Raw genomic sequence first — 24,241 nt, 5'->3', positions numbered from 1 at the left:
GGTGCGCCCGCCACGTCACCGATCGCGTACACGCCGAATGCGGTAGTGCGACACCACTGGTCGGTGGTGACGAATCCGCGATCGACTTCGACACCGAGTTCCTCGAGGCCGAGACTCTCGACGTTGCCCTGGATTCCGGCCGCAACGAGAACTCTGTCCACGGTCGCTTCATCGATCGTTCCGTCGGCCGACCGGACGGCCACGGTGACGGCATCCGTGCCGACCGTCAGTTCGGACACCGAGGCGCCGGTGTGAATCCCGATGCCTCGCTTCTCGAACTGCCGCCGTACATGGCCTGCGACGGCAGCATCCTCGACCGGCATGATCTGCGGGGCCAATTCGACGAGGGTGACGTCAGTCCCGAGATCGTTGTACAGACTCGCGAATTCGACGCCGATGGCACCGGATCCGATGACCAGCAATGACTTCGGCAGCTCCGACGGGACCAGAGCATCGAAGTATGTCCAGACCCGGTCGCCGTCAGGCACGACACCGGGAACCGAACGCGGCCGGGCTCCGGTGGCCAGGATGACGTGGTCGGCCCGATACTCGGACACCGACTCGTCCGCGGCCGTCACTGCGACGACTCCCTTGTCGAGCAGCCGCGCCGACCCCCGGACGACGTCGATGCCGTTCTTCTTCATCAGGTAGCCGATGCCGTCGGACAGTCGCCCCGACACCGACCGGCTGAACTCGACGAGGCGTGCCATGTCGAATTCCACACCACTCGCACTGAACCCGAGCGGCCGAAGGTTCGCCAGCGTGTGGGCGACATCGGCACCGTGCAGCAACGCTTTGGTAGGGATGCACCCCCAGTTCAGGCAGATCCCGCCGAGCCGGTCCCGCTCGACGACGGCGGTGCGCAGACCGTGCTGCGCGGCACGGATTGCGGCGACATAGCCACCCGGCCCGCTGCCGACGACGAGGACGTCGTATTTCTCTGTCATGGTGTACCTCTCAGACCAGCATCAGCGCGGGTGACTCGACGAAACGCCGGAGTTCTCGCAGGAAGGTCGCGCCGAGCGCGCCGTCGATCACCCGGTGGTCGCACGAGAGCGTGACGGTGAGCATCGTGCGCGCAACGACCTGACCGTCGACGACGACGGGACGCTCCTGTCCGGCACCGACCGCGAGGATGGCGCCCTGCGGTGGGTTGATGATCGCGTCGAATTCCCGCACACCGAACATGCCGAGATTGGACACCGTGAAGGTGCCGCCCTGGAACTCGTCGACCGCCAGTTTCCCGGTCTTGGCCTTGGTCACCAGTGACTGCACCTCCCCGGAAATCTCGGCGAGAGTCTTGCCGTCGGCACCGCGCACGATCGGGGTGATCAGACCCGACGGCAGTGCGACAGCCACCGAGATGTCGGCACTTGCATAGCGCAGCACCGACTGTGTCGCCTCGTCGAACTGAACGTTGACATCGGGCACCTTCCGCAGCGCCGCGGCACACGCCTTGACGACGAAATCGTTGACCGACAGCTTGACGGCCGGAACGGTTGCATTGATCTTTGCCCGCAAGGCCAGAAGATCGTCGATCTGCAGGTCCGCGGTGAGCCGGAAGTGCGGGGCGCTGCGTTTCGACTCCTGCAACCGCTGCCCGATCGCCTTGCGCATCGCGGTGAACGGAATCGTCTCGAACTCCGCCTCCGCGACGGGTTCGGGCGCTGCGACGACTTCCGGTTGCAGCCGGAACCGGCACTCGGCCTCGCGGACGTCGGCCTCACACACCCGGCCGCGTGACCCGGTGGCCCGGCAGTCGTGCAGGTTGATCCCGAGGGATGCGGCCAGACGTCGGGCCACGGGGGTGGCCGGGACGGTGCTGTCGTCCTCGAAGGAACGTCCCGGTATACCTGACCGCGTCGGCGACGGCGGTTGTGCGACGGTTCCACCGGCCGCCCGGATCGTGTCGTGGATGTCGGCAACGGAGATCCGGCCGTCCCGGCCGGTCCCCGTCACACGGGCCAAGTCGATCGACAACTCGTCCGCCAAGCGGTGGGCGTGCGGGGTCGCGAACACGTCACCGTTCGTCCGTCCTCGCAGGGCATCGGGAACGATCGTCGCACCGGGACGCTGACGGGACCCGGTGGTCGCCCCGGTCACCGGTACCGATTCGTGGGCCGCCGGCGCCGGCGGGCTGCTCTCGAGATCCGGCTGCGCGGGGGCGGGCTGTCCGGCCGGTGAGCGCCCGGACTCGGCCGGGGTCGGCACCTGATCCGCCCCGATGCCGGCGAGGAATTCCTCGATTTCGGCGTCGGAGACTGCAGCCTCGGCCGACACCGCCAGCACCGCACCGACCGGCAACGTCTCCCCCGGCTTGGCGACGACCCGTCGGAGCACCCCGTCGAACGGCGCCTCCAACTGGTTGGCGATCTTGCTGGTCTCGATCTCGCAGATCAGGTCGCCCTTCGAAAAGGACGCTCCCTCCTCGACCAGCCACTCCGCCACGGTGCCTTCCTCCATGGACAGGCCCCACTTCGGAACTTCGATCAATTTGATCTCACTCATGTCAGGCACTCACAACCTTGCGGACGGCGGCCTCGATCCGAGCCGCGTTCGGCAGCCACGCCTGCTCGAGGACCGGGGAGAACGGCACCGGAGTGTGCGGCGGGGTGACCAGTTCGATCGGCGCCTTCAGTGACCCGAAAGCACGCGTCGCGATCAGCGCGGCGACGTCGTGACCGAACCCGCAGCGCGCCGCGGACTCGTCGGCGATCACTACCCGGCCGGTGGAGGCGACGGATTCGAGGATGCCCTCCTCGTCGAGCGGCGACACCGTGCGGGGGTCGACGACCTCGACTGAGATCCCCTCGGCGGCCAGCTTGTCCGCGGCGGTGTTGGCGGCGTTCACCATCGCCGACAGCGCGATGATCGTGACGTCCGTGCCTTCGCGGGTGTAGTTGGCGACACCGAACGGGATCGTGTACGGCTCGTCCGGAACCTCGCCCTTGACGTCGTAGAGTGTCTTGTGTTCGCAGAACACGACCGGATCGTCGTCGCGAATCGACTGGATCAGCAGGCCTTTGGCGTCGTAGGCGTTCGACGGGGCGACGACCTTGAGGCCGGGAACGGCGGCGAACACGTTGTACGGTGACTGCGAGTGCTGAGCGGCGGCGGAGAATCCGGCGCCGATCATGCCCCGCACCACCAGCGGGGTACGGGCCTTGCCGCCGAACATGTACCGGAACTTCGCCGCCTGGTTGTAGAGCGCGTCGTAGCAGACTCCGAAGAAGTCCATGAACATCAACTCGGCCACCGGCCGCAGCCCGGTCAGAGCAGCGCCGGCTGCCATGCCGATGATCGCGGACTCGGTGATCGGGGTGTCGATGACACGGTCGGAACCGAACTCGGTCCACAGACCCTTCGTCACCCCCAGCACACCGCCGAACGCCTCCACCTTCCCGGACTCGAGTTCCGGATTGGTGCCGGCGTGACCACCGCGCAGGTCCTCACCGATCTGCACGACCGTCGCGTCCCGCTGCATCTCCTGTGCGAGTGCGGCCTTGATCGCTTCGCGATATGTCGTCTTCGACGTGGTCATTTTCGTTCTCTCTCTCAGTACGACACGTAGACGTCGGTCAGCAGGTTCGTCAGCGGCGGGTACTCGGCAGCTCGCGCCTTCGTGACGGCGACGTCGACCCGTTCACGAGCCTCGGCGTCGATCGCATCGAGTTCCTTCGCGGTGACCTTCTTGCCGTCGACCTTCGCGCGGAACTTCACCAGCGGATCCTGGGTCCTGCGGAGTTCGGCGACCTGGTCCGCGGTGCGGTACAGCTGGGCGTCGCCCTCGAAGTGGCCGTGCCAGCGGTGTGCCACCGCCTCGATGGTGGAGGGACCGCCTCCCCTGCGGGCTCGCTCGACCGCCTCGCGCGCTGCCTCGTGGACCTCGAAGAAGTCGGTACCGTCGACGGTGGTGGCGGGCATCCCGAACGACGCGGCCCGCCCAGCGATACTCGGTGTGCCGACTGCATAGTCGCGGCCGGTGGCCTCACCGAATCCGTTGTTCTCGATGACGAAGACGATCGGCAACTCGAGCACGACCGCCATGTTCATGGCCTCGAACACGGTGCCCTGATTGGATCCGCCGTCGCCGGTGAACGAGGCCGCGACACCGCCGTTCCCCAGGGTCTTGGCGCTCAGCGCAGCGCCGATCGCCAGCGACGGGGCACCGCCGACGATCGCGTTCGCGCCGAGCATGCCGACCGACAGGTCGGCGATGTGCATCGATCCGCCCTTGCCGTGGCACAATCCGTCGTTCTTGCCGAAGATTTCGGCCATCATCCCGTCGAGGTCACACCCCTTGGCAATGCAGTGGCCGTGCCCGCGGTGGGTGGAGCCGATGTAGTCGGTGTCGTTCAGGTTCTCGCACACACCGACTGCGATCGCTTCCTGCCCCGAGTACAGGTGGATGAACCCCGGGATGTCGCCGGTCGCGTTCTCCTCGTGCAACCGGTCCTCGAATTCGCGGATCTCCGACATCTTCCGATACGCGCTCAGTAATGCACTCTTGTTCAGCGCCATTGCTCTCCTCTACTTTCTGTCCGAGGGCCGGCCGCACAGGTTCAGGCCCCGAGCGTGACGAGACTTCGGGACGGTTCTCGTCTCACGCCGTGTAACCCAGGCCACGAATGTAGGGAGAGGGGGCGAGCCCACTCAACGTTGCAGCGGATTGCAGCCCGGACCCCGCACGAGCACTCGCGGTGGCAGCCGGGCCGAGCGCCGCACGGAACGCGCGCGAGCTGGGTACCGCGCGCCCGAGAAGCAGGCACGGACTGGCGCCGCGCGAGGAGAGCATCCGACATCCGCTCGGCGCGGGGGTTGCTCCGGGTACTCCCGTCGGCACTTCATGCGCCCTGATCCGGCGGTGTCGGTAGTAAACCGGTGAAGACCGCTGTGTGCCTGGTGAATTCAGTGGTCGGTGGTCACACCTCCTCCACCCCGCGGATGGCAGCCGCCGTCACGAAGGCCACTTGGCTGGAATCCAGGTCGTTGTGCAGATCCTGATGTGTCCCAGCCGGGCCATCCGCTCGAACACCGGTGCAGCGGCGGCAGTGAAGTCGTCGAGCACGGCGGCCATGCGCCTGTGGTGCTCGGCCGACACGGCCTCGGCGATCGCATCCTCGGTCGGGTCGACCGCCCGCTCGCCATGCCCTCGTTGTCCCGCTGTTGCACGGGAACATCGTTGGTCACCACGAGCGCCTCGGAGGGCTCGGTTGCGACCGATCGGATGCGGTGCGGAACTGAGGCGTCGAACCAGCAGGTGTCACCGATCCGCGGCAATGACACCCGCCCGTCCGAAACCGAATTCGAGTGCACCGGCACGGACAGAAGTCGACTGGGAGTGCCGCGGACCGCGGCATACCGTATCGGCTGTTCCGCCGGCGGCCGCAGCCGATCCTCGACATGTTGGGCGCCGGATCACGCGCGCCGACGGTCTGGGTGCAGTCCGCCGGGGGCGGCGCAGGACGCGCCGACGAACCGCTGTCGGCGGTGCCCAGGCCGCGGTCTCGATCAGAGCTGGTGACCGCTGGCGCCGCTGGTCGCTAGAGCCACTGCCCGCTCTGGACCGACAGCAACCGGTCCATCGCGTCCGGGGACCACGTGCTCTCGGGCGGTTCGGGTGCCCTGCGGCCCCGGCGCGGGGCGCCGAGTTCCGGGTAGAGGCTGCGGGAGACCTCCCGGGCGGCATCCACCACGAGGGGCGCGACCCGCTCGAGCTGCGCGGTGCGGGCGTCGCCACACAGCGAGATCGCGGCGACCGGACCGTCGTGCCCGCGCACCGCGACGGCGACGCAGGCAACGCCGCGTACGGACTCGCTGCGCTCGAACGACAGACCGCGCCGCTGCCGGATCCGGCTGAGTTCCTGGTGCAGGGTCGCAAGGTCACCGATGGTGTGCTCGGTGCGGCGGGCCAGGCGCCGCTCGTACAGGTCGTCCACGCGTTCGGGCTCGAGCCACGCGAGCATCGCCTTGCCGCCGGCAGTGGTGTACGCCGGTGCCCGGCCGCCGACCCGCGAGGGCAGCGCCGCGGCGAAGCGGCCGCCGACCTTGTCGAGGTAGACGCTCTCGGCGCCGTCGAGGACGGCGAGGTGGACCACCATGCCGGTCTGCATGTGCAGCTCGTGCAGGAGCGGCGCCGCCGACGCCCGGATCTCCCCGTGGCCACCGTCCCCGCCGCCGAGACCGAGCGCCCGCCGGCCGAGGCAGTAGCCGAAGGATGCGTGATCGACCCAGTTCAGCTTCACGAGCTGATCGAGGATGCGGTGCACGGTCGAGCGGGGCAGCCGGGTGCGGCAGGCCACCTCCTCCAGCGTCAGCCGCGAGGACCGGCCCTCGAACGCGTCGAGGATGAGTGTCATCCGTTCGACCATCGACGGCGGCACGTCGCGCCGCGGGGCGGAGGTAGCTGTCGGTTCCGTTGCTTCGACGACTGCCATCTGCGGCCTCCCGATACATCTGCTCCCGGGGTGGGAGCGGGAAAACTGAAATGAATTCTGAAAGTGTATCAGCTCACTCTCGCCACCAGTAGTGATCGGCGGCGCGAATCTCCCACCTGCGACCCTGACGCGCCTCGCGTCCGCGATCGACCCGGATCCCGCTCATCGGAACGTCGGCCGCGACGGAGCGATGCCGTCCGGTACAACGGACCGACACCCTCCCAGTCCCGGCAGCGGAGAGGCTCGCATGCGCATCGGAATCGTCAGCCCCGTCGTGGTCCAGCACCCCGGCGTGCACTCACCATGGGAACGCGCCGCCGGCGTCGACGACCTCGTCCGGGTGGCCCGGACCGCCGATCGGCTCGGCTTCCACCATCTGACCTGCAGTGAGCACGTCGCCGTGCCGGTGGACATCGCGGACACCCGCGGAGGCACCTACTGGGACCCGCTCGCCACCCTGAGCTATCTCGCCGCCCGGACGCACCGCATCCGGCTCGCCACCCAGGTGCTCGTCCTGGGTTACCACCACCCGCTCGAGATCGCCAAACGCTACGGCACCCTCGATGTCCTCAGCGGCGGCCGGCTGACGCTCGGCCTCGGGGTGGGCAGCCTGCGCGAGGAGTTCGACCTCCTCGGCGCCCCGTTCGACGACCGGGGCGCCCGCGCCGACGACGCCCTGGCCGCGTTGCGCGCCGCGTTGTCCCGACGCCTGCCGGAGTACCACGGGTCCTATTACGAATTCCAGAACCTGCTCGTCGAGCCGCACGCCGTCCAATCCCGCGTCCCGCTGTGGATCGGGGGCCGCACGCTGCGCTCGCTGCGCCGCGCCGTCTCCCACGGCGACGGCTGGGTGCCGTTCGGTCTGCCCCTGCCCGACCTGACCGCGATGCTGGGCCGGGTGGACCTCCCGGCGGGCTTCGACGTCGTCCTCGACACCGGGGCGCCCCTCGACCCGCTGGGCGCGCGCGAGCGCACCGTCCGGTCCCTGGAACGCCGTCGCGAGGCCGGCGCCACCGTCGTGGGGGCGACCGTCGCCGCGACCGGCGTCGAACACTACTGCGAACAACTGGAGTGCCTGCGGGCACTCGGCACCGACCTGGGGCTGGACTTCGCCCCGGCCGAACCGTCCGAACAGGAGACCCGATGACCGACACCGCAGCGACCGACACCGCACAGCTCGTCCAGTCCCTTCTCGCCCGCGTCCAGCTCCTCGAGGACAAGATCGCCGTCCAGGAGATCGTCACCGCCTACGGCCCGGCCGTCGATGCCGGTGACGCCGCCGCGGTGGGCGAATTGTGGACCGAGGACGCCGTCTACGACGTCGACATGCGCACCATGAACGGCCGCGAGGAGATCATGGAGATGGTGCGCACGCGGCCGCACCAGGACTACATCCACGAAGGATGCGGACACCTCCTCGACCCTGTGCACATCCGGGTCGAGGGTGACACGGCCGTGGCCACCTGCCATTCGCAGCTGCTGCGTCACGACGAGAACGGCTTCCGCGTCTGGCGCGTAACGGCCAACCGCTTCGAACTCGTCAAGAACGACGGTCGGTGGCGGATCCGCAAGCGCACCGCACGGGTCCTCGACGGCCGCGACGAAGCGCGCGAGCTGCTCGCCCGAGCCGGCCGCTGACGTGCCCCGAAGACCGGGAACGGCCAGCCCCGGATGTGGGGCCGGCCGCTTCCGTGTCCGACGGCGTCAGGCGTCGACGGTCGCGTTCTCGAGCGTCGCCTTGGCCCACCTATAGTCCGCCTTCCCCGCCGGTGAGCGCATCACCTCGGGAACCGGCACGATCGTCTTCGGGATCTTGTACCCGGCGATCAGGGTCCGGCAGTGATCGGCCAGTTCCGTGACCGAGGGCGCTTCCACACCGGGACGGAACTGGACGGCCACCGAGACCCGTTCTCCCAGTAGCGGATCCGGCACTCCAGCCACCACCGCATCGAGGACGGCTGGATGGCTCTTGACGGCCTCCTCGACCTCCTCCGCGTAGACCTTCTCGCCGCCGGTGTTGATGCACGCCGAGCCGCGGCCGAGTACCACGATCGAGCCGTCCGGCTCCACGGTGGCCAGGTCGCCGAGCAGGCACATGCGCACGCCGTCGCGCTCGGGGAACGTCGCCGCGGACTTGTCCGGGTCGTTGTAGTAGCCGAGGGGAACGTGGCCGATGCGCGCGAGGTAGCCGATGGTCTCCGAGCCGGGCTCGACCTCGGCCAGATCCGTATCGACCACCCGTAGCGTCGGCGACGGGGAGATCCGGGCACGGCCGTCCGAACCGACGTCGAGGGTGCCGGTCGCGCCTGCCTCCGACGAGCCGAACGAGTTGCGCAGGTAGACGTTCGGCAGCAGCTCCGCCAGTTGCGCGCGCACACTCGCCGACCACAGCGCCCCGCCGGAACCGATGACCAGCAGCGAACTCAGGTCGAACTCCTTGCCGCGTGCGGCCACCGCGTCGGCCAGCGGCCGGCTGATGGCGTCGCCGACCACCATCACGATCGCGATCCGGTGCCGTTCGATCAGGCGTAGCGCCTCCACCGGCTCGAACGACCGCATCAGCACCTGCTTCGCACCCGTGAACAACCCCATCAGCACCGAATACATCGCAGCCCCGTGCATGAGCGGTGCCGTGACGAGATAGGACATCGGGTGCTCGTTTGCCGCGGCGGCCGCGGCGAGATCGGCAGGGCTGCGGTGCGGTTCGCCGTACGGGTTGCCGCCGGCCAGCGCCGCGAAGTAGAAGTCCTCGTGCCGCCACATCACCCCCTTGGGCATGCCCGTCGTGCCGCCGGTGTAGAGAATGTACCGGTCGTCGCCGCTACGCTCACCGAAATCCCTCTCCGCCGAGGCGCTCTCCGCCGCCTCCGCATACCGCACCACGGTCGCACCCGCACCTGCCGCAGCCTGTTCGAGCGCCGCCGTCTCCGCGCTTCCGACGACGACGATGTGCCGCAGCCGTGAGGTGTGCGGCACGGCCTGCGCCGCGACGTCGGCGAACTCGTCGTCGAGCACGAGTGCCACGAGGTCCGCATCGGTGTAGAGGTGCACGAGCTCGGCACCCACGTAGCGGAAGTTGATGTTCACGGGTACTGCGCGAATCTTCAAACAGCCCAACATGACCTCGAGGAATTCGAGGCTGTTGCGCATGTGCAGGCCCACATGATCACCTGCGGTCACTCCGACGGCCGCGAGGTAATGCGCGACCCGGTTGGCGCGGGCGTCGAACTCGGCGTACGTCCGGGACTCGTCCCCGCAGCTCAGGGCCGTCCGGTCGGGTATCGCATCGACGACGGCCTCGGTGAGGTCGGCCAGGTTCAGAGACATCGCGGGTCCTTCCGGAGTTCGTGGGTGGGCGAGGACGCGCACGCCCACGCGATCGTCGCGTGTGTGCCGCGGATCACAGCAGATTCAGTAGAACATATTCCTATTCCTGGATCAACGGCCGGCTAGCGACGAGCGAGGAGCCGGGCCCCCAGCCTGGCTGCAGGATTCGAGGACCGCCTGCCACCCCAGGGGCCGCGGTCCGAGAACACCCTTGTGCAAGCAATAGAATGAATACTAGTTTTCAGTCATCGTTCTGCATACCCGCACGGACACAAGGAGCCCACCATGACCCAGAACCTGACCCTCGACGGCCGCGCCGCCGTCGTCACCGGAGCAGGCGCCGGCCTCGGCCGTGCCGAAGCCCTCGCCCTCGCCGACGCCGGGGCCGCCGTCGTCGTCAACGACATGGGGGCGGCCGCCCACGACGTCGTCGACGAGATCCGCGCCGTCGGAGGCCGCGCCGTCGCCGTCACCGGCGACGTCTCGGACTGGGCGCTCGGCGAGGAACTCGTCCGCACCGCGGTCACCGAGTTCGGCTCGATGGACATCCTGGTCAACAACGCCGGCATCCTGCGCGACAAGATGATCTTCAACCTGTCCGAGTCGGACTGGGACGACGTGATCCGGGTGCACCTCAAGGGCCACGCCGCCACGTCGCGCGCCGCGGCCGTGCACTGGCGGCAGGCTTCGAAGGACGCGAACGGCCCGGTCTACGGCCGCGTGATCAACACCTCCTCCGAGGCGTTCCTGTTCGGCTCGGCCGGGCAGCCCAACTACTCGGCCGCCAAGGCCGGCATCACGGCCCTGACCCTCTCGACCGCCCAGGGCCTGTCGCGGTACGGGGTGCGAGCCAATGCCATCTGCCCCCGCGCCCGCACGGCCATGACGGCGGACGCGTTCGGCGAGAACAACACCGGTGCGTCGGGCCTGGACCCGCTCGCGCCCGAGCGAGTGGCCACCCTGGTCCGGTACCTCGCCTCCCCCGCCTCCGACGAGGTCAACGGCCAGGTCTTCGTCGTGTACGGCAAGATGGTCGCGCTCATGGAAGCACCCAGGGTCGAGCATCGTTTCGACGCCGCCGGTTCCGCGTTCACCGTCGAGGAACTCGGCGGACAGCTGTCGTCCTACTTCTCCGGTCGCGGACCGTACGAGACGTACTCGGCCTACAGTGTGGCCGAACTGGAGAAGGTCGCGCTGGCCACCGGTGAGACCGTCGGCGCCTGAGCGGAAGGACACGGTCGTGAAACTGAGCGGAAAAACCGCCGTCGTGACCGGCGGCGCGGGCGGGATCGGGCGCGCCGTCACCCGGGTGTTCGTCCGCGAGGGCGCGCGCGTGCTGTTCGTCGACGTCGACGACGACCGCGGCCACGCCCTCGAGACCGAACTCGTCGACTCCGGCGGCGAGGCGAAGTTCCTGCAGGCCGACATCTCCCGGCGCGAGAGCGCGGAGCGGATCCGGGACGCCGCCGTGGCGGCGTTCGGAGGCATCGACGTCCTGGTCAACAACGCGCACGCGTCCCGCCAGGCCCCGCTGCTCGAGCACACCGCGGAGATGTTCGACCTGTCGTTCGGCACGGGCTTCTACCCCACCGTGCACCTCATGCAGGCCTGCCACCCGCAGTTGAAGCAGGCCCGCGGGTCCGTCGTCAACTTCGGCTCCGGATCCGCCCTCGACGGCATGCCGACGCAGACGTCGTACGCGGCGGCGAAGGAGGCGATCCGGGCGGTGAGCCGCGTGGCCGCGAACGAGTGGGCGGCCGACGGCATCCGCGTCAACGTCGTGTGCCCGTTCGCCGCCACGGAAGGTGTGCTCGCCTGGCAGCAGGCGTTCCCCGACCGGGCGGCCGCCGCGGCGGCGAAGGTGCCGTTGCAGCGGATCGGCGATCCCGAGACGGACATCGCCCCGGTGGTCGTGTTCCTCGCGTCCGACGATTCGAGGTACATGACGGGCCAGACGCTGATGGCCGACGGCGGCAGCATCAAGTTGCGCTGACGCGGCCGGGGACGCCGGCCCGTTCCTCGATCGCACTGAGTGGGACACCGGGTCGCCGCCGGCCGGACCGCATGGGAATGTGAGCCGCACGGGCCCGCCGGCCGGTGTCGTACCCGGCCGGCGGGCCACTTCCAGACCGTCCCGCCGAGAGGCGGGAGATTCCATACCGTCCTGCCGAGAGAGGTTTTCGACCGCATGGCTTCCTCCTCCCCGCTGTTCCGCCCGCTCCGCGTGCGTTCGCTCGAACTGGCGAACCGCATCGTCATGTCACCCATGACGCGGTCGTACTCGATCGACGGCGTGCCGGGCGACGATGTCGCCGCCTACTACCGCCGGCGGGCCGAGGGCGGGACCGGCCTGATCGTCACCGAGGGGGTGGCCGTCGATCATCCGACGGCCGTGGACAATCCGCGGGTACCCCGCATGCACGGCGCGGCTGCGCTGGCGGGCTGGCGCCGGGTCGTGGACGAGGTGCACGCAGCCGGCGGGCGGATCGTCCCGCAGTTGTGGCACGTCGGGCCGCTGTGGGGTGCGATGAGCGCCGTGGACCCCGCACTGAAGCCCATGCGCCCCTCGGGCAGCTGGGGCACCCCGGGGGTCACCTCGTATTCCGCCGACTACGTCGCGCGGGCGTCGCGCCCGACGGAGGCGATGACCGAGCAGGACATCGCCGACGTGATCTCCGCCTATGCGCGCGCGGCGGCCGCCTCGGCGGAGGTCGGCTTCGACGGGATCGCGCTGCACGGCGGGCACGGCTACCTGCTGGACTCGTTCCTGTGGGAGGGCACCAACACCCGCACCGACGCCTGGGGCGGCGACCTCGAGCGCCGCACCCGGTTTCCCGCTGCGGTGGTCGAGGCCGTGCGCGCCGAGATCGGCGACGACCTGCCCATCGTGTTCCGTTTCTCGCAGCACAAGCAGCAGAACTACACCGCCCGCATCGCCGAGACGCCCGACGAGCTGAAGGTGATCCTCGGTGCTCTCGTCGAGGCCGGGGTCGACATCCTCGATGCGAGCATCCGGCGCTTCGACACGCCCGCCTTCGAGGGCAGCGACCTCTCGCTCGCCGGCTGGGCGAAGCAGCTGACCGGGGTCACGACGATGGCCGTCGGCAGCGTCGGCATCGGCAAGTCGCTGCGGGAGAGCCGGATCAGCGGCTCGGCACCGGTCGACGACAACATCCCCGAGCTCGAACGGCGTCTCGGCAGCGGGGAGTTCGACCTGATCGCCGTCGGCCGGCTGCACCTGGCCGATCCGGCGCTGGCGACCACCCTGCGCGCCGGGGGACCGCTGCCCGCATTCGACCGCGAGATCCACGAAGCGTCGCTGACCTAGCGCCCGGCACGGGCGGGTACGCGGCGGTGACGACAGGAGGCCCCATGGAATCCTCGTTCCCCGAGCAGCTTTCCGCTGTACTCGATCGGCAGCGCCGTGCGCCCGCGACCGCGCCGGCCACCGATCCCGCGCACCGCGTCCGGACCGTCCGCGCGATGATCGACGTGCTCGTGCGGCACCACAAGCCGCTGACCGAGGCGGTCCACGCGGACTTCGACGGTGTGCTGCCGTCGCACGTGGTCATGGACGACATCGTCACCTCCCTGACGGCGCTGCACCGCGTCCGGGAGTCCCTGGAAGGCTGGGGCACCGCCGCCCGTCCCACCTACCGGATCCCCGGACCGTCCGGAGCGCTGTGGCACTGCGGCCCCCACCACGACGCCGGGACGGTGGCCATCCTCGGAACCCGCACCGCTCCCCTGTTCTCGCTGCTGGGGCCGTGGGTCAGCGCGGTCGGCACCGGGCACCGTGCCGTCCTGATGCCGGCGCAGGGCCTGCCGCGCACCGTGCGTGTCCTCTCCGAGGCCGCCGAGGCCATGCTCGACCCCACGGACATCGCAGTGATGATCGGCGTCGGCGAACACGACGATGCGATCACCGCCGACCGGTTCGACCACGTGGTGATCACCGGCGAGCGCGCACCCGCCGGCGCCGGGACGGCGACCGTGCTGCGTCCCGGCGCCGCGCGATCGGTGACACCGCACCGCCGCACGTTCGCCGACGCGCTCGCCGCGACGTATGCCGCGCTGCTCCCCGCCGTCACCGAGAACGCCGGCCTGGTCGTGACCGTCACCGACCATCCGGGCACCTGCCCCGTCCTGCGCTTCACCCGCCCCGGCGCGGCGCCGTCCGGTCAGCGGGACGAGGGACGCGCGCCGGCCGGCGGGCGATGGAGAATGCCGGCATGAGCAGCCCCGTCGAGGACCGCCTCGCCCTCGCGGACGTCGTCGCACGGTATGCCCGCGCCGTCGACCGGCGCGATCCGGCCGTGCTGCGCTCGCTGTTCGCCGACGACGCCGAGTTCGTGCAGCCGCCGGGACTGGTCCGTCGCGGGCACGACCCGGTGCTCACCGGAGCAGGGCCGATCGCCGAGGGGGTGCTCGCCGCGGTCGCGCACCTGCACTCCACCCGGCACGTCCTCGGTCAGCATGTGATCGACTTCGACGGCGACCGGGCCCGGGGCGAGCTGTATTGCGAGGCGCACCACGTGTACCCGAGCGGCGACGGATACCGGGACTACACGGTGTCCGTCCGCTACCGGGACGAGTACCGCCGCGTGCCGGACGGGTGGCGCATCGCGCGCCGGGAACTGGTCGTCGACCTCACCGCCGACCGCGAGGTGCGGCTGCTCCGATCCGCTACCGAGTGAAGGGAAGCCCTTGTGACGCATACGGAACCGGCCCTGACGCTGACCGCCGCGGAACAACTGCTGGCCGTCGAGGAGATCAAGCGGCTCTTCGCCGCGCGGCTTCGCGTGATGGACACCAAGCAATGGGACCTGTATCCCACGCTGCACACCGAGGACGTCGTGAGCGAGACGTGGGGCGGCCTGCCCGAGGACACCCAGCCGCGGACCGGTGATCGCGCCAACCGGGTGGTGGGCCGGGAACCGCTGCGGCGCGCGATCGAGAACCTGCTCGACGGAGGCACGCCGGTCACCAGCGCGCACCACGGTCACACACCCGAGATCACGCTCACCTCCGACACCACGGCCACCGGGATCTGGGCGATGGAGGACCAACTGTGGTGGGCGAACGGAGCGGTCGAGGAGCACCTGCACGGCTGGGGCCACTACCACGAGGAGTACCGGAGGGTCGACGGCGTGTGGCTGATCAGCTACCGCGCGCTCACCCGGCTGCGGCAGGTGCACACGCCCGGGTTCTTCGACTTTCTGAAACCGCTGTAGCCGCCGGCGTCACGGCCGCGACGTGCCGTGCTCACCGTGGAGGTGGGCACGCTCGCCGTCGTGGTCGAAGATCGTGAGAATCTCCACCGGACCGTCGTGGGCACCGATCACGTGCGGGACCATCGTCGAGAACGCGGCGGCCTCGCCGGTCCGCACGAGCACGGTCCGCTCGCCCAGCTGCAATCGGGCCGTGCCGGAGAGCACGGTGAACCACTCCCGGCCCGGATGCACCTTCGCCGCACCGGTTCCGGTGGACCGGTCGGGGGTGATACGCATCTTCGCCACCGTCACGCCGTGCAGGGCACGTTCCCGGGACAGCAGCCACGTGGTCACCCCGGGCATGTGCTCGGGCTGCGGCCGGATCACCACGTCCTCGTCCTCGGCGGATTCGACGAGCTGATCGAGCGTGGTGCCCAGGGCCCGGGCAATCGGCACCAGTTGATCCAGAGCGATCCGGCGGTTGCCGGTCTCGATGCGGCTCAGCGTCGACGGACTGAGCCGGCAGCGGGCCGCCAGCGAATCGAGCGACCAGCCACGGGCCAGTCGCAGGCCGCGGATGCGTCGGCGGATCACGGCGTCCAGATCGAGATCTTGCGTCATACGCAAGATGGTATGCCCTTCACGCATCGAAGTCGCTACCGTGGCAGCCATGACGCACGATCATCAGCCCCCCGGCAGCCGGCACGCACACCACGACTCCGGGCTGGCAGAACTACTGGACCTGGACGCGGAGGTACTGGGCTCGTACCTGGACGAGGTGACCGCGTGGGCCGAGCAGCACGCCCCGCAGGGGCCGCGCACGATCGTCGACGTCGGCGCCGGAACGGGCACGGGCAGCCTGGCGCTCGGGCGCCGCTTCCCCGCCGCCGAGATCGTCGCGGTCGACAGGTCGGCGTCGATGCTCGCACGCGTCCGCGCCGCCGCGGCCGAGCACGGCACGGCCGAGCGGCTCCGGGTCGTGCTCGCCGACCTGGATGCCGCCTGGCCCTCGATCGGTACGGTCGATGTCGCGTGGGCGGCCTCGTCGCTGCACGAGGTCGCCGACCCGGACAGGGTGCTGCGCGACCTCCACGCCGCACTGAATCCCGGTGGCCTGCTGGTGGTCGTCGAGATGGACGAGTTGCCCCGGTTCCTGCCCGACGACGTCGGGCGGGGCAGGCCGGGCCTGGAGCGGCGCTGCCATGAGGCCCTGGCGCGCGCGGGCTGGAACGCGCACCCGGACTGGCGGACCCACCTGGAGCGGGCCGGTTTCGAGGTCACCGCCCAGCGCAGCTTCACCGTGGCGGCGGCGCCGGCACCACCGAGCGCGACCCGCTACGCACACGCCTACCTGTCCCGCATCCGCGCCGCGCTCGACGGCCGGCTGGCCACCGACGATCTCGAGACCCTCGACGCCCTGTTGGCGCCCGACAGCCCCGACGGTCTGCTGCACCGCGGCGACCTGACGGTCCGTGGCAGCCGCACCGCGTGGGCGGCCCGCCGCCGCTAGAGGGCCGCCTCCCGCAGCACCGTGACGAGCGTCGCGAGCCGGTCCGCGGCCCGGTCCGGATCGGGATGCACCAGGGTCAGCGGCACCATCACGTCGGTGACACCCACGGCGAGAAGCTCCTTCACCGCCTGCGCCGTCGCGGGCACGGCGATCTCGCCGGCCGAGTCGTGGACCACCTGCAGCCGTCCGCGGATCTGCAGGACGTCGGGATCGCGGCCGTCCCGCTCGAGCGCGCCGCGGAGCAGATCGCGGCCCCGGCGCAGCTCGTCCGGGCCGGCACCCATGATGGGAATCCACCCGTCGCCCCACCGGGCGAGCCGGCGGATCACCGGCTTCGACAACGACCCCGAGACCCAGACCGGGATGCGACGGCCGCCGGGACGCGGCGCACAGTACACGTCGGTGAACGCCACGCTCGGGCGCTGCACCGAGGCCGGGGCGTGCTCCCACAGCGCCCGGCAGGCGGCGAGCGTGTCGTCGAGCAGCGGGCCACGATCGGCGAAGCTCAGTCCCGCGGCCTCGTATTCCTTATCCTGCCAGCCTGTTCCGACCCCGAGGTCGAGCCGCCCACCCGACATGTGGTCCAGGGTGGCCGCGGTCTTGGCGAGCACGGCGGCGCCCCGCAGCGCCGCGATGATCACGCCGGTGCCGAGGCGAATCGTGCGGGTCCGGCCGGCGATCACCGCGAGCACGGTCATGGGTTCGAGCCACATCGCATCGGGTTCGGTGGCGAACGGTCCCCACGCGTAACCGGAGGTGTCGGCTCCCATCACGACATGGTCGGTGACGTTCACGCGGTCCACGCCGCATTCCTCGGCCCGGACCGCGACGTCCACGAGGTGGGCGAAGTTGTCGCGGGCCAGCACGTCGCCGAAATTGGGGAGATTGACGCTCAGCGTCGGTGGGAGGAAGTTCACGCGAAAACCCTTCGGGTGTAGAGGATCCGGTCAGGGCGCTAGGGGACGATTGGTCCACGACCCGTCGGCGCGCGGGAACCAGCCGCCGGCCGCGTAGCTGCCACCGTCGACGTGAACGGTGGACCCCGTGACGTAGCGGGAGAGGTCGGAGGCGAGGAACAGGGCCGGTCCGGCGACGTCCTCGGGGCGGCCCGGGCCGCCCAGCGGCGCCCACCCCGGCCAGCGGTGCCGGTCCGCCTCCGGCACGAGCCGCTCGTACGGCACCTGCGGCGTCGCGATCAGGTCGGGCGCGATCGCGTTCACCCGGATGCCGTGCCGGCCGACCTCGACGGCGAGACTGCGGGTGAAGTGCCGCAGCCCGGCCTTGTACGTGCCGTACACGACGTGCCCGGGAATGCCGCGGTGCGCCTCGACCGTGGTGACGTTGACGACGGAGCCGCCCCGGCCGCGGTCGATCATGCCCGGAAGGACGGCGCGGGTCATCCGCAGGGCGTGGTCGAGATTGGCGCGGGCCAGGGCCTCCCATTCGGATTCGTCGGCCTCCGCGAAGGGCGTCGACGGGCGGAGGAAGTCACCGACGTTGTTGACGAGTACGTCCGGGGCATGGCTCGCGGCCTCCGTCGCGACGGCCGGGTCCGCGGCGTCGCCGACGATCGGCACCACGCCGGGAATTCGGGCGGCCAGCCGCTCGGCCGCCCCACGATCGGTGTCGACGAGGACGACGCCGGCACCGTGCTCGGCGAACAGCCGGACGACGGCCGCGCCGATGCCGTTCGCCCCTCCGGTGACGATCGCCGTTCTTCCGGACAGCAAGGGATGCGACGTAGTACTCGAAGCCGGAACGGTGGTCACCGTCGCGACGGTAGCTGCCGCGCCCCGAGGCGCCCCGGTCGTTCCCGGTGGCCGGGAACGGGACCGAGCCCGCGCGCAGGGAGGGCCCCTACGGACCGAAGGCAGAGGGCGGCACCCGCAGCCCGGTCTCCCGCCAGATGCGCGCCGCGTCGTAGTAGTGGTCGTGGCCGGCGAGATCTATGTGCCGCTCGGTCAGTCCCCGCTCCGGCGCGACGGCCACGGCCTCGTCGTACCCGAGACTGGTGCGGGGCAGGTCGAATCCGGCGTCGCGGGCGAAGGCCGACGCGAGGGCCCGCACACTCACCGGATCCGGGTGGGCGGCGTGCAGGACATCGCCGCCGGGTCCGGGGCGGGTGCCGCGGACCGCGAGCGCCGCGATCAGGCGGCCGAGATCGCCGACCGAGATCACCGACAGCAGGGGGCGGCCGTCCTCGACCCAGGCGCCGAGGCGAGTGAGAATCTGCGCGATGCCGGGCACGAACCAGCGGTCTCCGGGCCCGTAGACGAAGGCGGCCCGCACCACGGTGCCGCCGTAATCACGCACGGCCAGTTCGGCCGCGAGCCGGCTCTCGCTGAGCACCGAGACCGGATTCGGCACGACGGCATCCTCGTCCACACCGCGGTGCGGGCCGGGACCGTAGACCCCGATCGTGCTGACGTAGATCACGTGCGGCCGGTGCTGCCGGACCGCCGCGGCCAGGAGGTTCCCGGTCCCGGCACGGTTCACCGCGTCGCACGTCTGCGGGTCCGATCCGGTGTAGGAGGCGGCGTGCACGATCACGTCGGCGGCGGCGACCACGGCGTCCAGGGACGACGGTTCGGTCAGGTCCGCCGCGGCCGTCCGCGTCGCGGCGGGTGGCAGCTCGTCCGGCCGTCGCGCGACGGCCGTGCAGGGCACGCCGGACGCCGGGAGCGCCGCGAGCACGGCGCCCCCGACGAAGCCGGTGGCGCCGATCAGCGCGATTCGCAGGGGTTGCGACGAACCTTCGTCGCGGCGGCGGTCCATTACTGTGGGTACCATTCGGCCGGGTGGGGGAAACCCGATGGGGTTCGTCACGATGCACCTCGTCGGAACACAGGGTGGGAACGGAGTGAGGACGGATGGCTCAGCAAGCGCGGGCGGTGGCGACCAGGCAGCAGATCGTTCTCGGCGCGGCCGAGAACTTCGAACGGTCGGGCTACGAGGGCGCGAGCCTCGGCGCGATCGTCGAGAGCTCGGGCATCACCAAGGGCGCCCTCTACTTCCACTTCCGGTCGAAGGACGAACTCGCCCAAGTCGTCATCGAGGAGCAGCATCGCATCTCGATCGCCGCGGTCGAGGCCATCGCGGGCCTCGACATTTCCGCACTCGAGCAGGTCGTGATGCTCTCGCACGAGATGGCGCGGCAGATGATCGACGAGCCGATCGTGCGGGCCGGCATCCGCCTGACGCTCGAACTCAGCGCCACCGACGGTCCCACCGGCCCGTACCTGGACTGGATCGCCGCCTGCGAGAAGCTCACCGAGCAGGCGATCGCCCAGGGCGACATCCTCGACACGATCGACGCGGCCATGCTGGCCCGGTTCGTGATCTCCGCCTACAACGGCGTCCAGCTCGTGTCCAACGTCCTCACCCACCGGCAGGATCTCGAACAGCGCCTCGACGAGATGTGGATCCTGTTGCTGCCCGCCGTAATGCCCGCAGACCGCCACGGTGAGATCCCGCGGATCCGTCGGGCCCGCTGGACGCCGCCCGCCGACTGAACGCCACGCGGCGGTCAGCATCGTGACCGATCCGGTGCGAGCCGCACCGTGCCGGTCGCCAGCGCCTCGCCCCACTGCTCGACCGAGGTCCGCACGGTCCACGGATCGTGCGGATCGATCCGCGCCACCACGTTCGCCCGCTCGTCCAGTTCGACGAACCGGTGGTAGGCGGCCTCGATGAGGTCGACGTCGGCGTGTGGGCGGCCGCATGCGGCGCGGGCGCTCTGCCGGAACGCCTCGAGGACGAGCATGCCGGGAACGTGATCGCTGGGGTGGTCGAACAGGACCGGATGACGATCGTCGACCCGCAGGCGCCAGCGGTTCTCGGCGTACTGCGGACCGAGCACGACGTCCAGTGGCCGGGACTGCCCGACGACGGCGGGGGGAATCGCCGGGGGGCAGACGGGATCCCCGATCGTGCGCGGGCCGGTGCCGTTCCAGCGCAGCCGCTGGTAGTCGTCGGGGGTGAGGACGTTCGCCACTCCCTGTCCCGTGCCCACCTGTCGTCCGTCGACGACGAACACCACCGTCAGATCGAACTGGGACAGCAGCCCGCCGCGGTACACCGGGTCCTCCAGGCAGGCGTCGAGGACGACCTCCGCGGCGCCGGTACCGATGGCGAGCGCCTGCACCGCCGCGTCCACCCGCAGGGTCTGCATGACGAACGGATGACCGAGGGGAACGCGATATTGCGTGTGCCCCAAGTAGATCGCCGTCTGGCGCAGGGTCTCGGCGATCAGCATGGTGTCGTATCGGCCGGTTTCGGTCCGGTAGAAGCCGTGCAGCCGTGGCCACTGCGCGCCCAGCAGGAATCGATGGTCGGCGCCGGCGGACGTGCAGTCCGTCAGGAACACCTCCGACACCGATTGCCGGTGGACGTACCGCCTGGGCACCGTCGACTCGAAACCGAGGACGGGACTGTTCCGGGGCACTGCGTCCGCATCCACGGTCATTGTCGCTTCTTTCATTGCAAACCGGCCGGACTGCTTTTATCGAGGGACTATAGACGACCCGGACGAATCGGAGCACGCCCGTGTCCAGTGACTGGATCGGACGCCGGGAACGGCTTTCGTCCCCCGTCGGTCGCTCGGATGAATTCTTCGAATCCAACAAACCGATCGACCGGTTTATGGTAAGGTGTCAGGCAGTCGGGAAACAAATGAAACAAATGAACAGGGTCGGCCGTCGAGCACGCGGAGGGGTGTTCGCGCGGCAGGCCCGAGGTCACAGCACCTCCGCGCCGCCGGGACTATACGAGGGGTAGCCCCTGCGGCGCGGAGGCGTGTCTGCGTTCACATCGCCGCCACCCGAACCCGGGTGCCTCACTTGCTCGGAATGCGACTTCGCGCTTCGGCGAGCTGATCCTCGAGGTAGACGATCCGGCACGCCGCGTCCACCGCGGTGCCGCTGTCGACCAGTTCCCGCACCCGCGCGACGAGCCGGAGCTGGTTCCGGGAGTAGCGGCGGTGACCGCCCCCGGAACGGTGCGGCACCACGAGGCCCGTGTCGTCCAGACTGCGGAGAAAGGCAGGAGTGACCCCGAGCGCCGCAGCGGCGCGACCCATGCTGAAGGCGGGGTAGTCGTCGTTGTCGAGTTCGTTGGTGACCGCGGGAGCGCGGTCGGGTGTGGGATCCACGTGCCCTTCGTTGCTACGAGAGGGAACCCCGGCACATGGGGCACCGGGGTTCGTGACGGTTATGACAGTGCCGGCCTCGACCGGCACGAGGAAATGACATACACGAGTTCGCAATCCCGATGGATACGCATCACCAGCCTCTCGCTCTGCTCTCCGGTGGCGACGTGGTCGGCCTCCGCAGAGTCCGCCCGTCGCGTCGTCGGGGTGGAGCCGCAGAACCGAGTGCGGCTCCGCCCCCTCTGCAACTTCCCCGGCAACCCGTCGGCTGCCCCTCTTCCGGATCCTTCGCGTTGACGTCCTCGATGTTATCGGCCTCGATGCCGAAAGTCTACTGTTGCGACTGTAGATTTTCCCGTCGCGTCGAGACGTCCGGAACGGCCCGGCCGAACCTGTCGGACCGGTGCGGCACCATGAGCACACCGCCGCCGGAAGGAACGCTCATGACCGAGATCCTCGACCTGGCACCGGCCGCCCACGAGATGGCACGGCTCGTCGGCGCGCTCACGCACGAACAACTCGCCCGTCCCACCCCGTGCGCGGGCACCACAATCGGGGACCTGGTGGATCACGTGGGCGGGCTGTCCCTGGCATTCACCGCCGCCGCCGGGAAAGCCGTCGGCGACCACACCGGGCAGGGACCGTCCGCCGACGCGTCCCGGCTCGGCGACGACTGGCGCACCAGGATCCCCGGGCAGGTCCTCGCCCTCGCCGAGGCGTGGCGCGATCCCGGCGCATGGACCGGAACCACCCAGGCCGGCGGCATCGATCTGCCCGGTCACGTCGCGGGGATCGTGGCGCTCGACGAACTCGTGATCCACGGCTGGGACATCGCCACCGCCAGCGGCCGGAGGTTCTCCTGCGATCCCGCCGCGCTGGCCGCGTGCCTGTCGTTCGTCGCCGCGACCACCGACGAGGAACGCGCGGCCGGCGGGCTCTTCGGGCCGGCGGTCGCGGTTCCCGACGACGCCCCGGACCTCGATCGTCTGATCGGACTCAGCGGGCGTGACCCGTCGTGGCGGCCACCGCCCGGCCCCTCGGGCCGCCCACCGCGGGCCCCGGAGGGCGGGCCGGGCTAGGCTCGGCCGGCCACCGGCTGCGCCCCGCCCACCGAAAGGAACGTGAGCCTTGTCCGAGACGGACCGCCGCCCTCCCCGTCCGGACCTTCTGGCCGACTGCGGCAGTTGCTTCGGTTTGTGTTGTGTGGCTCTGCCTTTCGCCGCGTCGACCGATTTCGCGATCGACAAGGAGGCGGGCCGGCCCTGCCCGAACCTGCGGGACGACTTCCGCTGCGGCATCCACCGGGACCTGCGGCGCAAGGGGTTCACCGGGTGCACCGTCTACGACTGCTTCGGCGCCGGCCAGAAGGTCTCGCAGGTCACGTTCGGCGGCGCGGACTGGCGTCGCGCGCCGCAGACCGCCCGGCGGATGTTCGACGTCTTTCCCGTCGTGCGCCAACTGCACGAGCTGCTCTGGTATCTCGACGAGGCGGTGTCCCTGCCCACCTCCGGGCCGCTCCGCGCGGACCTGCGCGGTGCGCGTGCCGCGACCGACCGGCTGACCCGCGGCGACGCCGACGCCCTCGCCGGACTCGACGTCGCGGCGCACCGGCAGGAGATCAATGCCCTGCTGTTGCGCGCGAGCGAACTCGCCCGGGCCGCCGTGCCCGGCCGGAGGAAGAACCGCCGCGGCGCGGACCTGCTCGGCGCGAAGCTCCGGCGCGCCGACCTGCACGGTGCGAACCTGCGCGGCGCCCTCCTCGTCGCCGCGGACCTGCGCGAGGCGGACCTGCGCCGGGCCGACCTCATCGGCGCCGACCTGAGGGACGCCGACCTGCGCGGCGCCGACCTCACCGGATGCCTGTTCCTCGTCCAGTCACAGGTCGATTCCGCCCGGGGCGACGCACGTACCCGGCTGCCCGCCACAGTGGCCACACCCGAGCACTGGTAGCGCAACGGGCGAATCGGGCCCGTTGCTCGCGAAAGCCCTCGATCCGGCCGCGATCGGGTGTGCAATAGGTCCCATGAACATCCCCGACCTCCTTCCCACAGACCGCCGCCGGATGGCTCGTGCTGCCGTGGATTCGTTGGGCAGCCAGCGCAGCGACCACGCCCTCGTACGCGTGAAGTGCCCCGCCAGCCACAACGTCGCCACCGTCTACCGCACCCCGGAGGGGCCGGTGCTCGTCGCCGGCGGTGGTCCGACGGCGCACGGCAATCGCGACCGGTCCGAGACCGCGCACCACGGCGGATCCCTCGGGTCCGAGTTCGTCGACACCCTCGAGGCGACCCAGTTCGAGGACGACGACGTGCCCGCGCGCTGCGCGTGCGGTCCGCACACCCTCTCGCGCCAGGACCTGCAGGCCGCGGTCCGCTCGCACACCCGCACCGTCACCCTGGCCTGAGCCGGACCCGATGAGCACCGCCGACAGCCGGCGCGACCGCGGCGTCGATTCCGGCGGCCGGGACGTCGAGCTCGAGCTTCGCGACGTGAGCCTGGCCGGCACCCTGACCGTCCCCGCCGGATCGGACGGCCTGGTGATCTTCGTGCACGGCAGCGGCAGCAGCCGGTTCAGCCCGCGCAACCGGTACGTCGCCGGGGAACTGAA

25 protein-coding genes and 1 pseudogene are annotated in these 24,241 nt (G+C 70.4%); 14 read left to right on the top strand and 12 right to left on the bottom strand.

The window, feature by feature from the left end:
• The 5 genes from AIIKEEIJ_RS00610 to AIIKEEIJ_RS00590 form a co-directional block, all read right to left on the bottom strand.
• Window positions 1–947 (bottom strand): FAD-dependent oxidoreductase (locus AIIKEEIJ_RS00610; protein WP_161994674.1); only part of this gene is annotated, 947 nt, incomplete at its 3' end.
• Between the two features lie 10 nt (window positions 948–957).
• Window positions 958–2,508, bottom strand: coding sequence for a 2-oxo acid dehydrogenase subunit E2 (locus AIIKEEIJ_RS00605; RefSeq protein ID WP_050035888.1), 1,551 nt, complete (start codon window positions 2,506–2,508; stop codon window positions 958–960).
• A 1-nt stretch (window position 2,509) separates the two neighbouring features.
• On the bottom strand, window positions 2,510–3,541 hold the full coding sequence (locus AIIKEEIJ_RS00600) for an alpha-ketoacid dehydrogenase subunit beta (RefSeq protein ID WP_017679840.1): 1,032 nt from the start codon (window positions 3,539–3,541) through the stop codon (window positions 2,510–2,512).
• Window positions 3,542–3,555: 14 nt separating this feature from the next.
• A complete protein-coding gene (locus AIIKEEIJ_RS00595) occupies window positions 3,556–4,521 on the bottom strand; it encodes a thiamine pyrophosphate-dependent dehydrogenase E1 component subunit alpha (RefSeq protein WP_006944220.1) in 966 nt (321 codons plus the stop codon).
• A 1,022-nt stretch (window positions 4,522–5,543) separates the two neighbouring features.
• The gene (locus AIIKEEIJ_RS00590) at window positions 5,544–6,437 is read right to left on the bottom strand and encodes an IclR family transcriptional regulator (RefSeq protein ID WP_043798636.1); all 894 of its coding nucleotides are present in this window, start codon (window positions 6,435–6,437) and stop codon (window positions 5,544–5,546) included.
• A gap of 247 nt (window positions 6,438–6,684) precedes the next feature.
• Between AIIKEEIJ_RS00590 and AIIKEEIJ_RS00585 the strand changes: the two genes are divergently transcribed.
• Both AIIKEEIJ_RS00585 and AIIKEEIJ_RS00580 read left to right on the top strand, forming a co-directional pair.
• The gene (locus tag AIIKEEIJ_RS00585; protein ID WP_161994673.1) at window positions 6,685–7,584 is read left to right on the top strand and encodes a TIGR03619 family F420-dependent LLM class oxidoreductase; all 900 of its coding nucleotides are present in this window, start codon (window positions 6,685–6,687) and stop codon (window positions 7,582–7,584) included.
• Window positions 7,581–8,075, top strand: coding sequence for a nuclear transport factor 2 family protein (locus AIIKEEIJ_RS00580; protein ID WP_006944203.1), 495 nt, complete (start codon window positions 7,581–7,583; stop codon window positions 8,073–8,075). The genes AIIKEEIJ_RS00585 and AIIKEEIJ_RS00580 overlap by 4 nt, the downstream gene beginning before the upstream one ends.
• Window positions 8,076–8,141: 66 nt before the next feature.
• Here the strand turns inward: AIIKEEIJ_RS00580 and AIIKEEIJ_RS00575 are convergent, their stop codons facing one another.
• Window positions 8,142–9,764, bottom strand: a complete 1,623-nt coding sequence (locus AIIKEEIJ_RS00575) for an acyl-CoA synthetase (RefSeq protein WP_050035891.1) — start codon at window positions 9,762–9,764, stop codon at window positions 8,142–8,144.
• 285 nt (window positions 9,765–10,049) lie between these two features.
• Here AIIKEEIJ_RS00575 and AIIKEEIJ_RS00570 point away from each other — a divergent pair, with 285 nt between their 5' ends.
• The 6 genes from AIIKEEIJ_RS00570 to AIIKEEIJ_RS00545 all read left to right on the top strand — a co-directional run bounded on the left by AIIKEEIJ_RS00570 (window position 10,050) and on the right by AIIKEEIJ_RS00545 (window position 14,998).
• Window positions 10,050–10,988, top strand: a complete 939-nt coding sequence (locus AIIKEEIJ_RS00570) for a 3-oxoacyl-ACP reductase (RefSeq protein WP_161994672.1) — start codon at window positions 10,050–10,052, stop codon at window positions 10,986–10,988.
• Between the two features lie 16 nt (window positions 10,989–11,004).
• Window positions 11,005–11,757 carry an SDR family NAD(P)-dependent oxidoreductase gene (locus AIIKEEIJ_RS00565; protein ID WP_043798646.1) on the top strand — a complete coding sequence of 251 codons (753 nt, stop codon included), beginning with the start codon at window positions 11,005–11,007 and terminating at the stop codon, window positions 11,755–11,757.
• Window positions 11,758–11,952: 195 nt separating this feature from the next.
• Entirely contained in the window at window positions 11,953–13,092 is a 1,140-nt protein-coding gene (locus AIIKEEIJ_RS00560; protein ID WP_161994671.1) for an oxidoreductase, read from the top strand.
• 44 nt (window positions 13,093–13,136) lie between these two features.
• Complete coding sequence (locus AIIKEEIJ_RS00555; RefSeq protein ID WP_006931589.1) at window positions 13,137–14,000, top strand: aldehyde dehydrogenase; 864 nt, start codon at window positions 13,137–13,139, stop codon at window positions 13,998–14,000.
• Window positions 13,997–14,461 (top strand): nuclear transport factor 2 family protein, encoded by a 465-nt coding sequence (locus AIIKEEIJ_RS00550; protein WP_161994670.1) that lies wholly within the window; start codon window positions 13,997–13,999, stop codon window positions 14,459–14,461. Before AIIKEEIJ_RS00555 ends, AIIKEEIJ_RS00550 begins: the two co-directional genes overlap by 4 nt.
• A gap of 12 nt (window positions 14,462–14,473) precedes the next feature.
• The gene (locus tag AIIKEEIJ_RS00545; protein WP_161994669.1) at window positions 14,474–14,998 is read left to right on the top strand and encodes a nuclear transport factor 2 family protein; all 525 of its coding nucleotides are present in this window, start codon (window positions 14,474–14,476) and stop codon (window positions 14,996–14,998) included.
• A gap of 9 nt (window positions 14,999–15,007) precedes the next feature.
• Here AIIKEEIJ_RS00545 and AIIKEEIJ_RS00540 read toward each other — a convergent pair whose 3' ends face one another.
• Window positions 15,008–15,598 (bottom strand): helix-turn-helix domain-containing protein, encoded by a 591-nt coding sequence (locus AIIKEEIJ_RS00540; protein WP_044475628.1) that lies wholly within the window; start codon window positions 15,596–15,598, stop codon window positions 15,008–15,010.
• 49 nt (window positions 15,599–15,647) lie between these two features.
• Here AIIKEEIJ_RS00540 and AIIKEEIJ_RS00535 point away from each other — a divergent pair, with 49 nt between their 5' ends.
• On the top strand, window positions 15,648–16,487 hold the full coding sequence (locus AIIKEEIJ_RS00535; RefSeq protein ID WP_161994668.1) for a methyltransferase: 840 nt from the start codon (window positions 15,648–15,650) through the stop codon (window positions 16,485–16,487).
• Here the strand turns inward: AIIKEEIJ_RS00535 and AIIKEEIJ_RS00530 are convergent.
• The 3 genes from AIIKEEIJ_RS00530 to AIIKEEIJ_RS00520 all read right to left on the bottom strand — a co-directional run bounded on the left by AIIKEEIJ_RS00530 (window position 16,484) and on the right by AIIKEEIJ_RS00520 (window position 19,262).
• Window positions 16,484–17,404, bottom strand: coding sequence for a TIGR03619 family F420-dependent LLM class oxidoreductase (locus AIIKEEIJ_RS00530; RefSeq protein WP_161994667.1), 921 nt, complete (start codon window positions 17,402–17,404; stop codon window positions 16,484–16,486). The two genes, AIIKEEIJ_RS00535 and AIIKEEIJ_RS00530, sit on opposite strands and share 4 nt — an antisense overlap.
• Window positions 17,405–17,434: 30 nt before the next feature.
• Window positions 17,435–18,256: an SDR family oxidoreductase gene (locus tag AIIKEEIJ_RS00525; protein ID WP_161994666.1), complete on the bottom strand. Its 822-nt coding sequence runs from the start codon at window positions 18,254–18,256 to the stop codon at window positions 17,435–17,437.
• An 88-nt stretch (window positions 18,257–18,344) separates the two neighbouring features.
• Entirely contained in the window at window positions 18,345–19,262 is a 918-nt protein-coding gene (locus AIIKEEIJ_RS00520; protein WP_161994665.1) for an NAD-dependent epimerase/dehydratase family protein, read from the bottom strand.
• 95 nt (window positions 19,263–19,357) lie between these two features.
• On the opposite strand from AIIKEEIJ_RS00520, the gene AIIKEEIJ_RS00515 reads away from it, so the two are divergent.
• On the top strand, window positions 19,358–19,999 hold the full coding sequence (locus tag AIIKEEIJ_RS00515; protein ID WP_202916378.1) for a ScbR family autoregulator-binding transcription factor: 642 nt from the start codon (window positions 19,358–19,360) through the stop codon (window positions 19,997–19,999).
• A 14-nt stretch (window positions 20,000–20,013) separates the two neighbouring features.
• On the opposite strand, the gene AIIKEEIJ_RS00510 is transcribed toward AIIKEEIJ_RS00515, so the two are convergent.
• Together AIIKEEIJ_RS00510 and AIIKEEIJ_RS00505 are read right to left on the bottom strand one after the other, a co-directional pair.
• On the bottom strand, window positions 20,014–20,952 hold the full coding sequence (locus AIIKEEIJ_RS00510) for a ScbA/BarX family gamma-butyrolactone biosynthesis protein (protein WP_006931605.1): 939 nt from the start codon (window positions 20,950–20,952) through the stop codon (window positions 20,014–20,016).
• 369 nt (window positions 20,953–21,321) lie between these two features.
• Window positions 21,322–21,636 carry a helix-turn-helix domain-containing protein gene (locus AIIKEEIJ_RS00505; RefSeq protein ID WP_029545995.1) on the bottom strand — a complete coding sequence of 105 codons (315 nt, stop codon included), beginning with the start codon at window positions 21,634–21,636 and terminating at the stop codon, window positions 21,322–21,324.
• 440 nt (window positions 21,637–22,076) lie between these two features.
• Between AIIKEEIJ_RS00505 and AIIKEEIJ_RS00500 the strand changes: the two genes are divergently transcribed.
• The 4 genes and pseudogenes from AIIKEEIJ_RS00500 to AIIKEEIJ_RS00485 form a co-directional block, all read left to right on the top strand.
• On the top strand, window positions 22,077–22,712 hold the full coding sequence (locus AIIKEEIJ_RS00500; RefSeq protein WP_029545998.1) for a TIGR03086 family metal-binding protein: 636 nt from the start codon (window positions 22,077–22,079) through the stop codon (window positions 22,710–22,712).
• Window positions 22,713–22,836: 124 nt separating this feature from the next.
• A complete protein-coding gene (locus tag AIIKEEIJ_RS00495; protein WP_006931611.1) occupies window positions 22,837–23,583 on the top strand; it encodes a pentapeptide repeat-containing protein in 747 nt (248 codons plus the stop codon).
• Between the two features lie 112 nt (window positions 23,584–23,695).
• Window positions 23,696–24,037: a hypothetical protein gene (locus AIIKEEIJ_RS00490; protein ID WP_230304533.1), complete on the top strand. Its 342-nt coding sequence runs from the start codon at window positions 23,696–23,698 to the stop codon at window positions 24,035–24,037.
• 10 nt (window positions 24,038–24,047) lie between these two features.
• Window positions 24,048–24,241 (top strand): annotated as a pseudogene (locus tag AIIKEEIJ_RS00485) (alpha/beta hydrolase); the annotation flags it as partial.

The organism is Rhodococcus sp. YH1 (assembly GCF_009939605.1).
GTDB lineage: Bacteria > Actinomycetota > Actinomycetes > Mycobacteriales > Mycobacteriaceae > Rhodococcus > Rhodococcus aetherivorans.
The sequence above is the reverse complement of the archived record's forward strand: the minus strand, read 5'-3'. Positions and strand labels throughout refer to the sequence as shown.

Coding starts and splice junctions, on each gene's coding strand:
- AIIKEEIJ_RS00570 (WP_161994672.1), top strand. CDS start 10,050: ATGACCCAGAACCTGACCCTCGACGGCCGCGCCGCCGTCGTCACCGGA.
- AIIKEEIJ_RS00600 (WP_017679840.1), bottom strand. CDS start 3,541: ATGACCACGTCGAAGACGACATATCGCGAAGCGATCAAGGCCGCACTC.
- AIIKEEIJ_RS00590 (WP_043798636.1), bottom strand. CDS start 6,437: ATGGCAGTCGTCGAAGCAACGGAACCGACAGCTACCTCCGCCCCGCGG.
- AIIKEEIJ_RS00595 (WP_006944220.1), bottom strand. CDS start 4,521: ATGGCGCTGAACAAGAGTGCATTACTGAGCGCGTATCGGAAGATGTCG.
- AIIKEEIJ_RS00560 (WP_161994671.1), top strand. CDS start 11,953: ATGGCTTCCTCCTCCCCGCTGTTCCGCCCGCTCCGCGTGCGTTCGCTC.
- AIIKEEIJ_RS00510 (WP_006931605.1), bottom strand. CDS start 20,952: ATGACCGTGGATGCGGACGCAGTGCCCCGGAACAGTCCCGTCCTCGGT.
- AIIKEEIJ_RS00575 (WP_050035891.1), bottom strand. CDS start 9,764: ATGTCTCTGAACCTGGCCGACCTCACCGAGGCCGTCGTCGATGCGATA.
- AIIKEEIJ_RS00580 (WP_006944203.1), top strand. CDS start 7,581: ATGACCGACACCGCAGCGACCGACACCGCACAGCTCGTCCAGTCCCTT.
- AIIKEEIJ_RS00535 (WP_161994668.1), top strand. CDS start 15,648: ATGACGCACGATCATCAGCCCCCCGGCAGCCGGCACGCACACCACGAC.
- AIIKEEIJ_RS00585 (WP_161994673.1), top strand. CDS start 6,685: ATGCGCATCGGAATCGTCAGCCCCGTCGTGGTCCAGCACCCCGGCGTG.
- AIIKEEIJ_RS00490 (WP_230304533.1), top strand. CDS start 23,696: ATGGCTCGTGCTGCCGTGGATTCGTTGGGCAGCCAGCGCAGCGACCAC.
- AIIKEEIJ_RS00500 (WP_029545998.1), top strand. CDS start 22,077: ATGACCGAGATCCTCGACCTGGCACCGGCCGCCCACGAGATGGCACGG.
- AIIKEEIJ_RS00605 (WP_050035888.1), bottom strand. CDS start 2,508: ATGAGTGAGATCAAATTGATCGAAGTTCCGAAGTGGGGCCTGTCCATG.
- AIIKEEIJ_RS00540 (WP_044475628.1), bottom strand. CDS start 15,598: ATGACGCAAGATCTCGATCTGGACGCCGTGATCCGCCGACGCATCCGC.
- AIIKEEIJ_RS00515 (WP_202916378.1), top strand. CDS start 19,358: ATGGCTCAGCAAGCGCGGGCGGTGGCGACCAGGCAGCAGATCGTTCTC.
- AIIKEEIJ_RS00550 (WP_161994670.1), top strand. CDS start 13,997: ATGAGCAGCCCCGTCGAGGACCGCCTCGCCCTCGCGGACGTCGTCGCA.
- AIIKEEIJ_RS00555 (WP_006931589.1), top strand. CDS start 13,137: ATGGAATCCTCGTTCCCCGAGCAGCTTTCCGCTGTACTCGATCGGCAG.
- AIIKEEIJ_RS00520 (WP_161994665.1), bottom strand. CDS start 19,262: ATGGACCGCCGCCGCGACGAAGGTTCGTCGCAACCCCTGCGAATCGCG.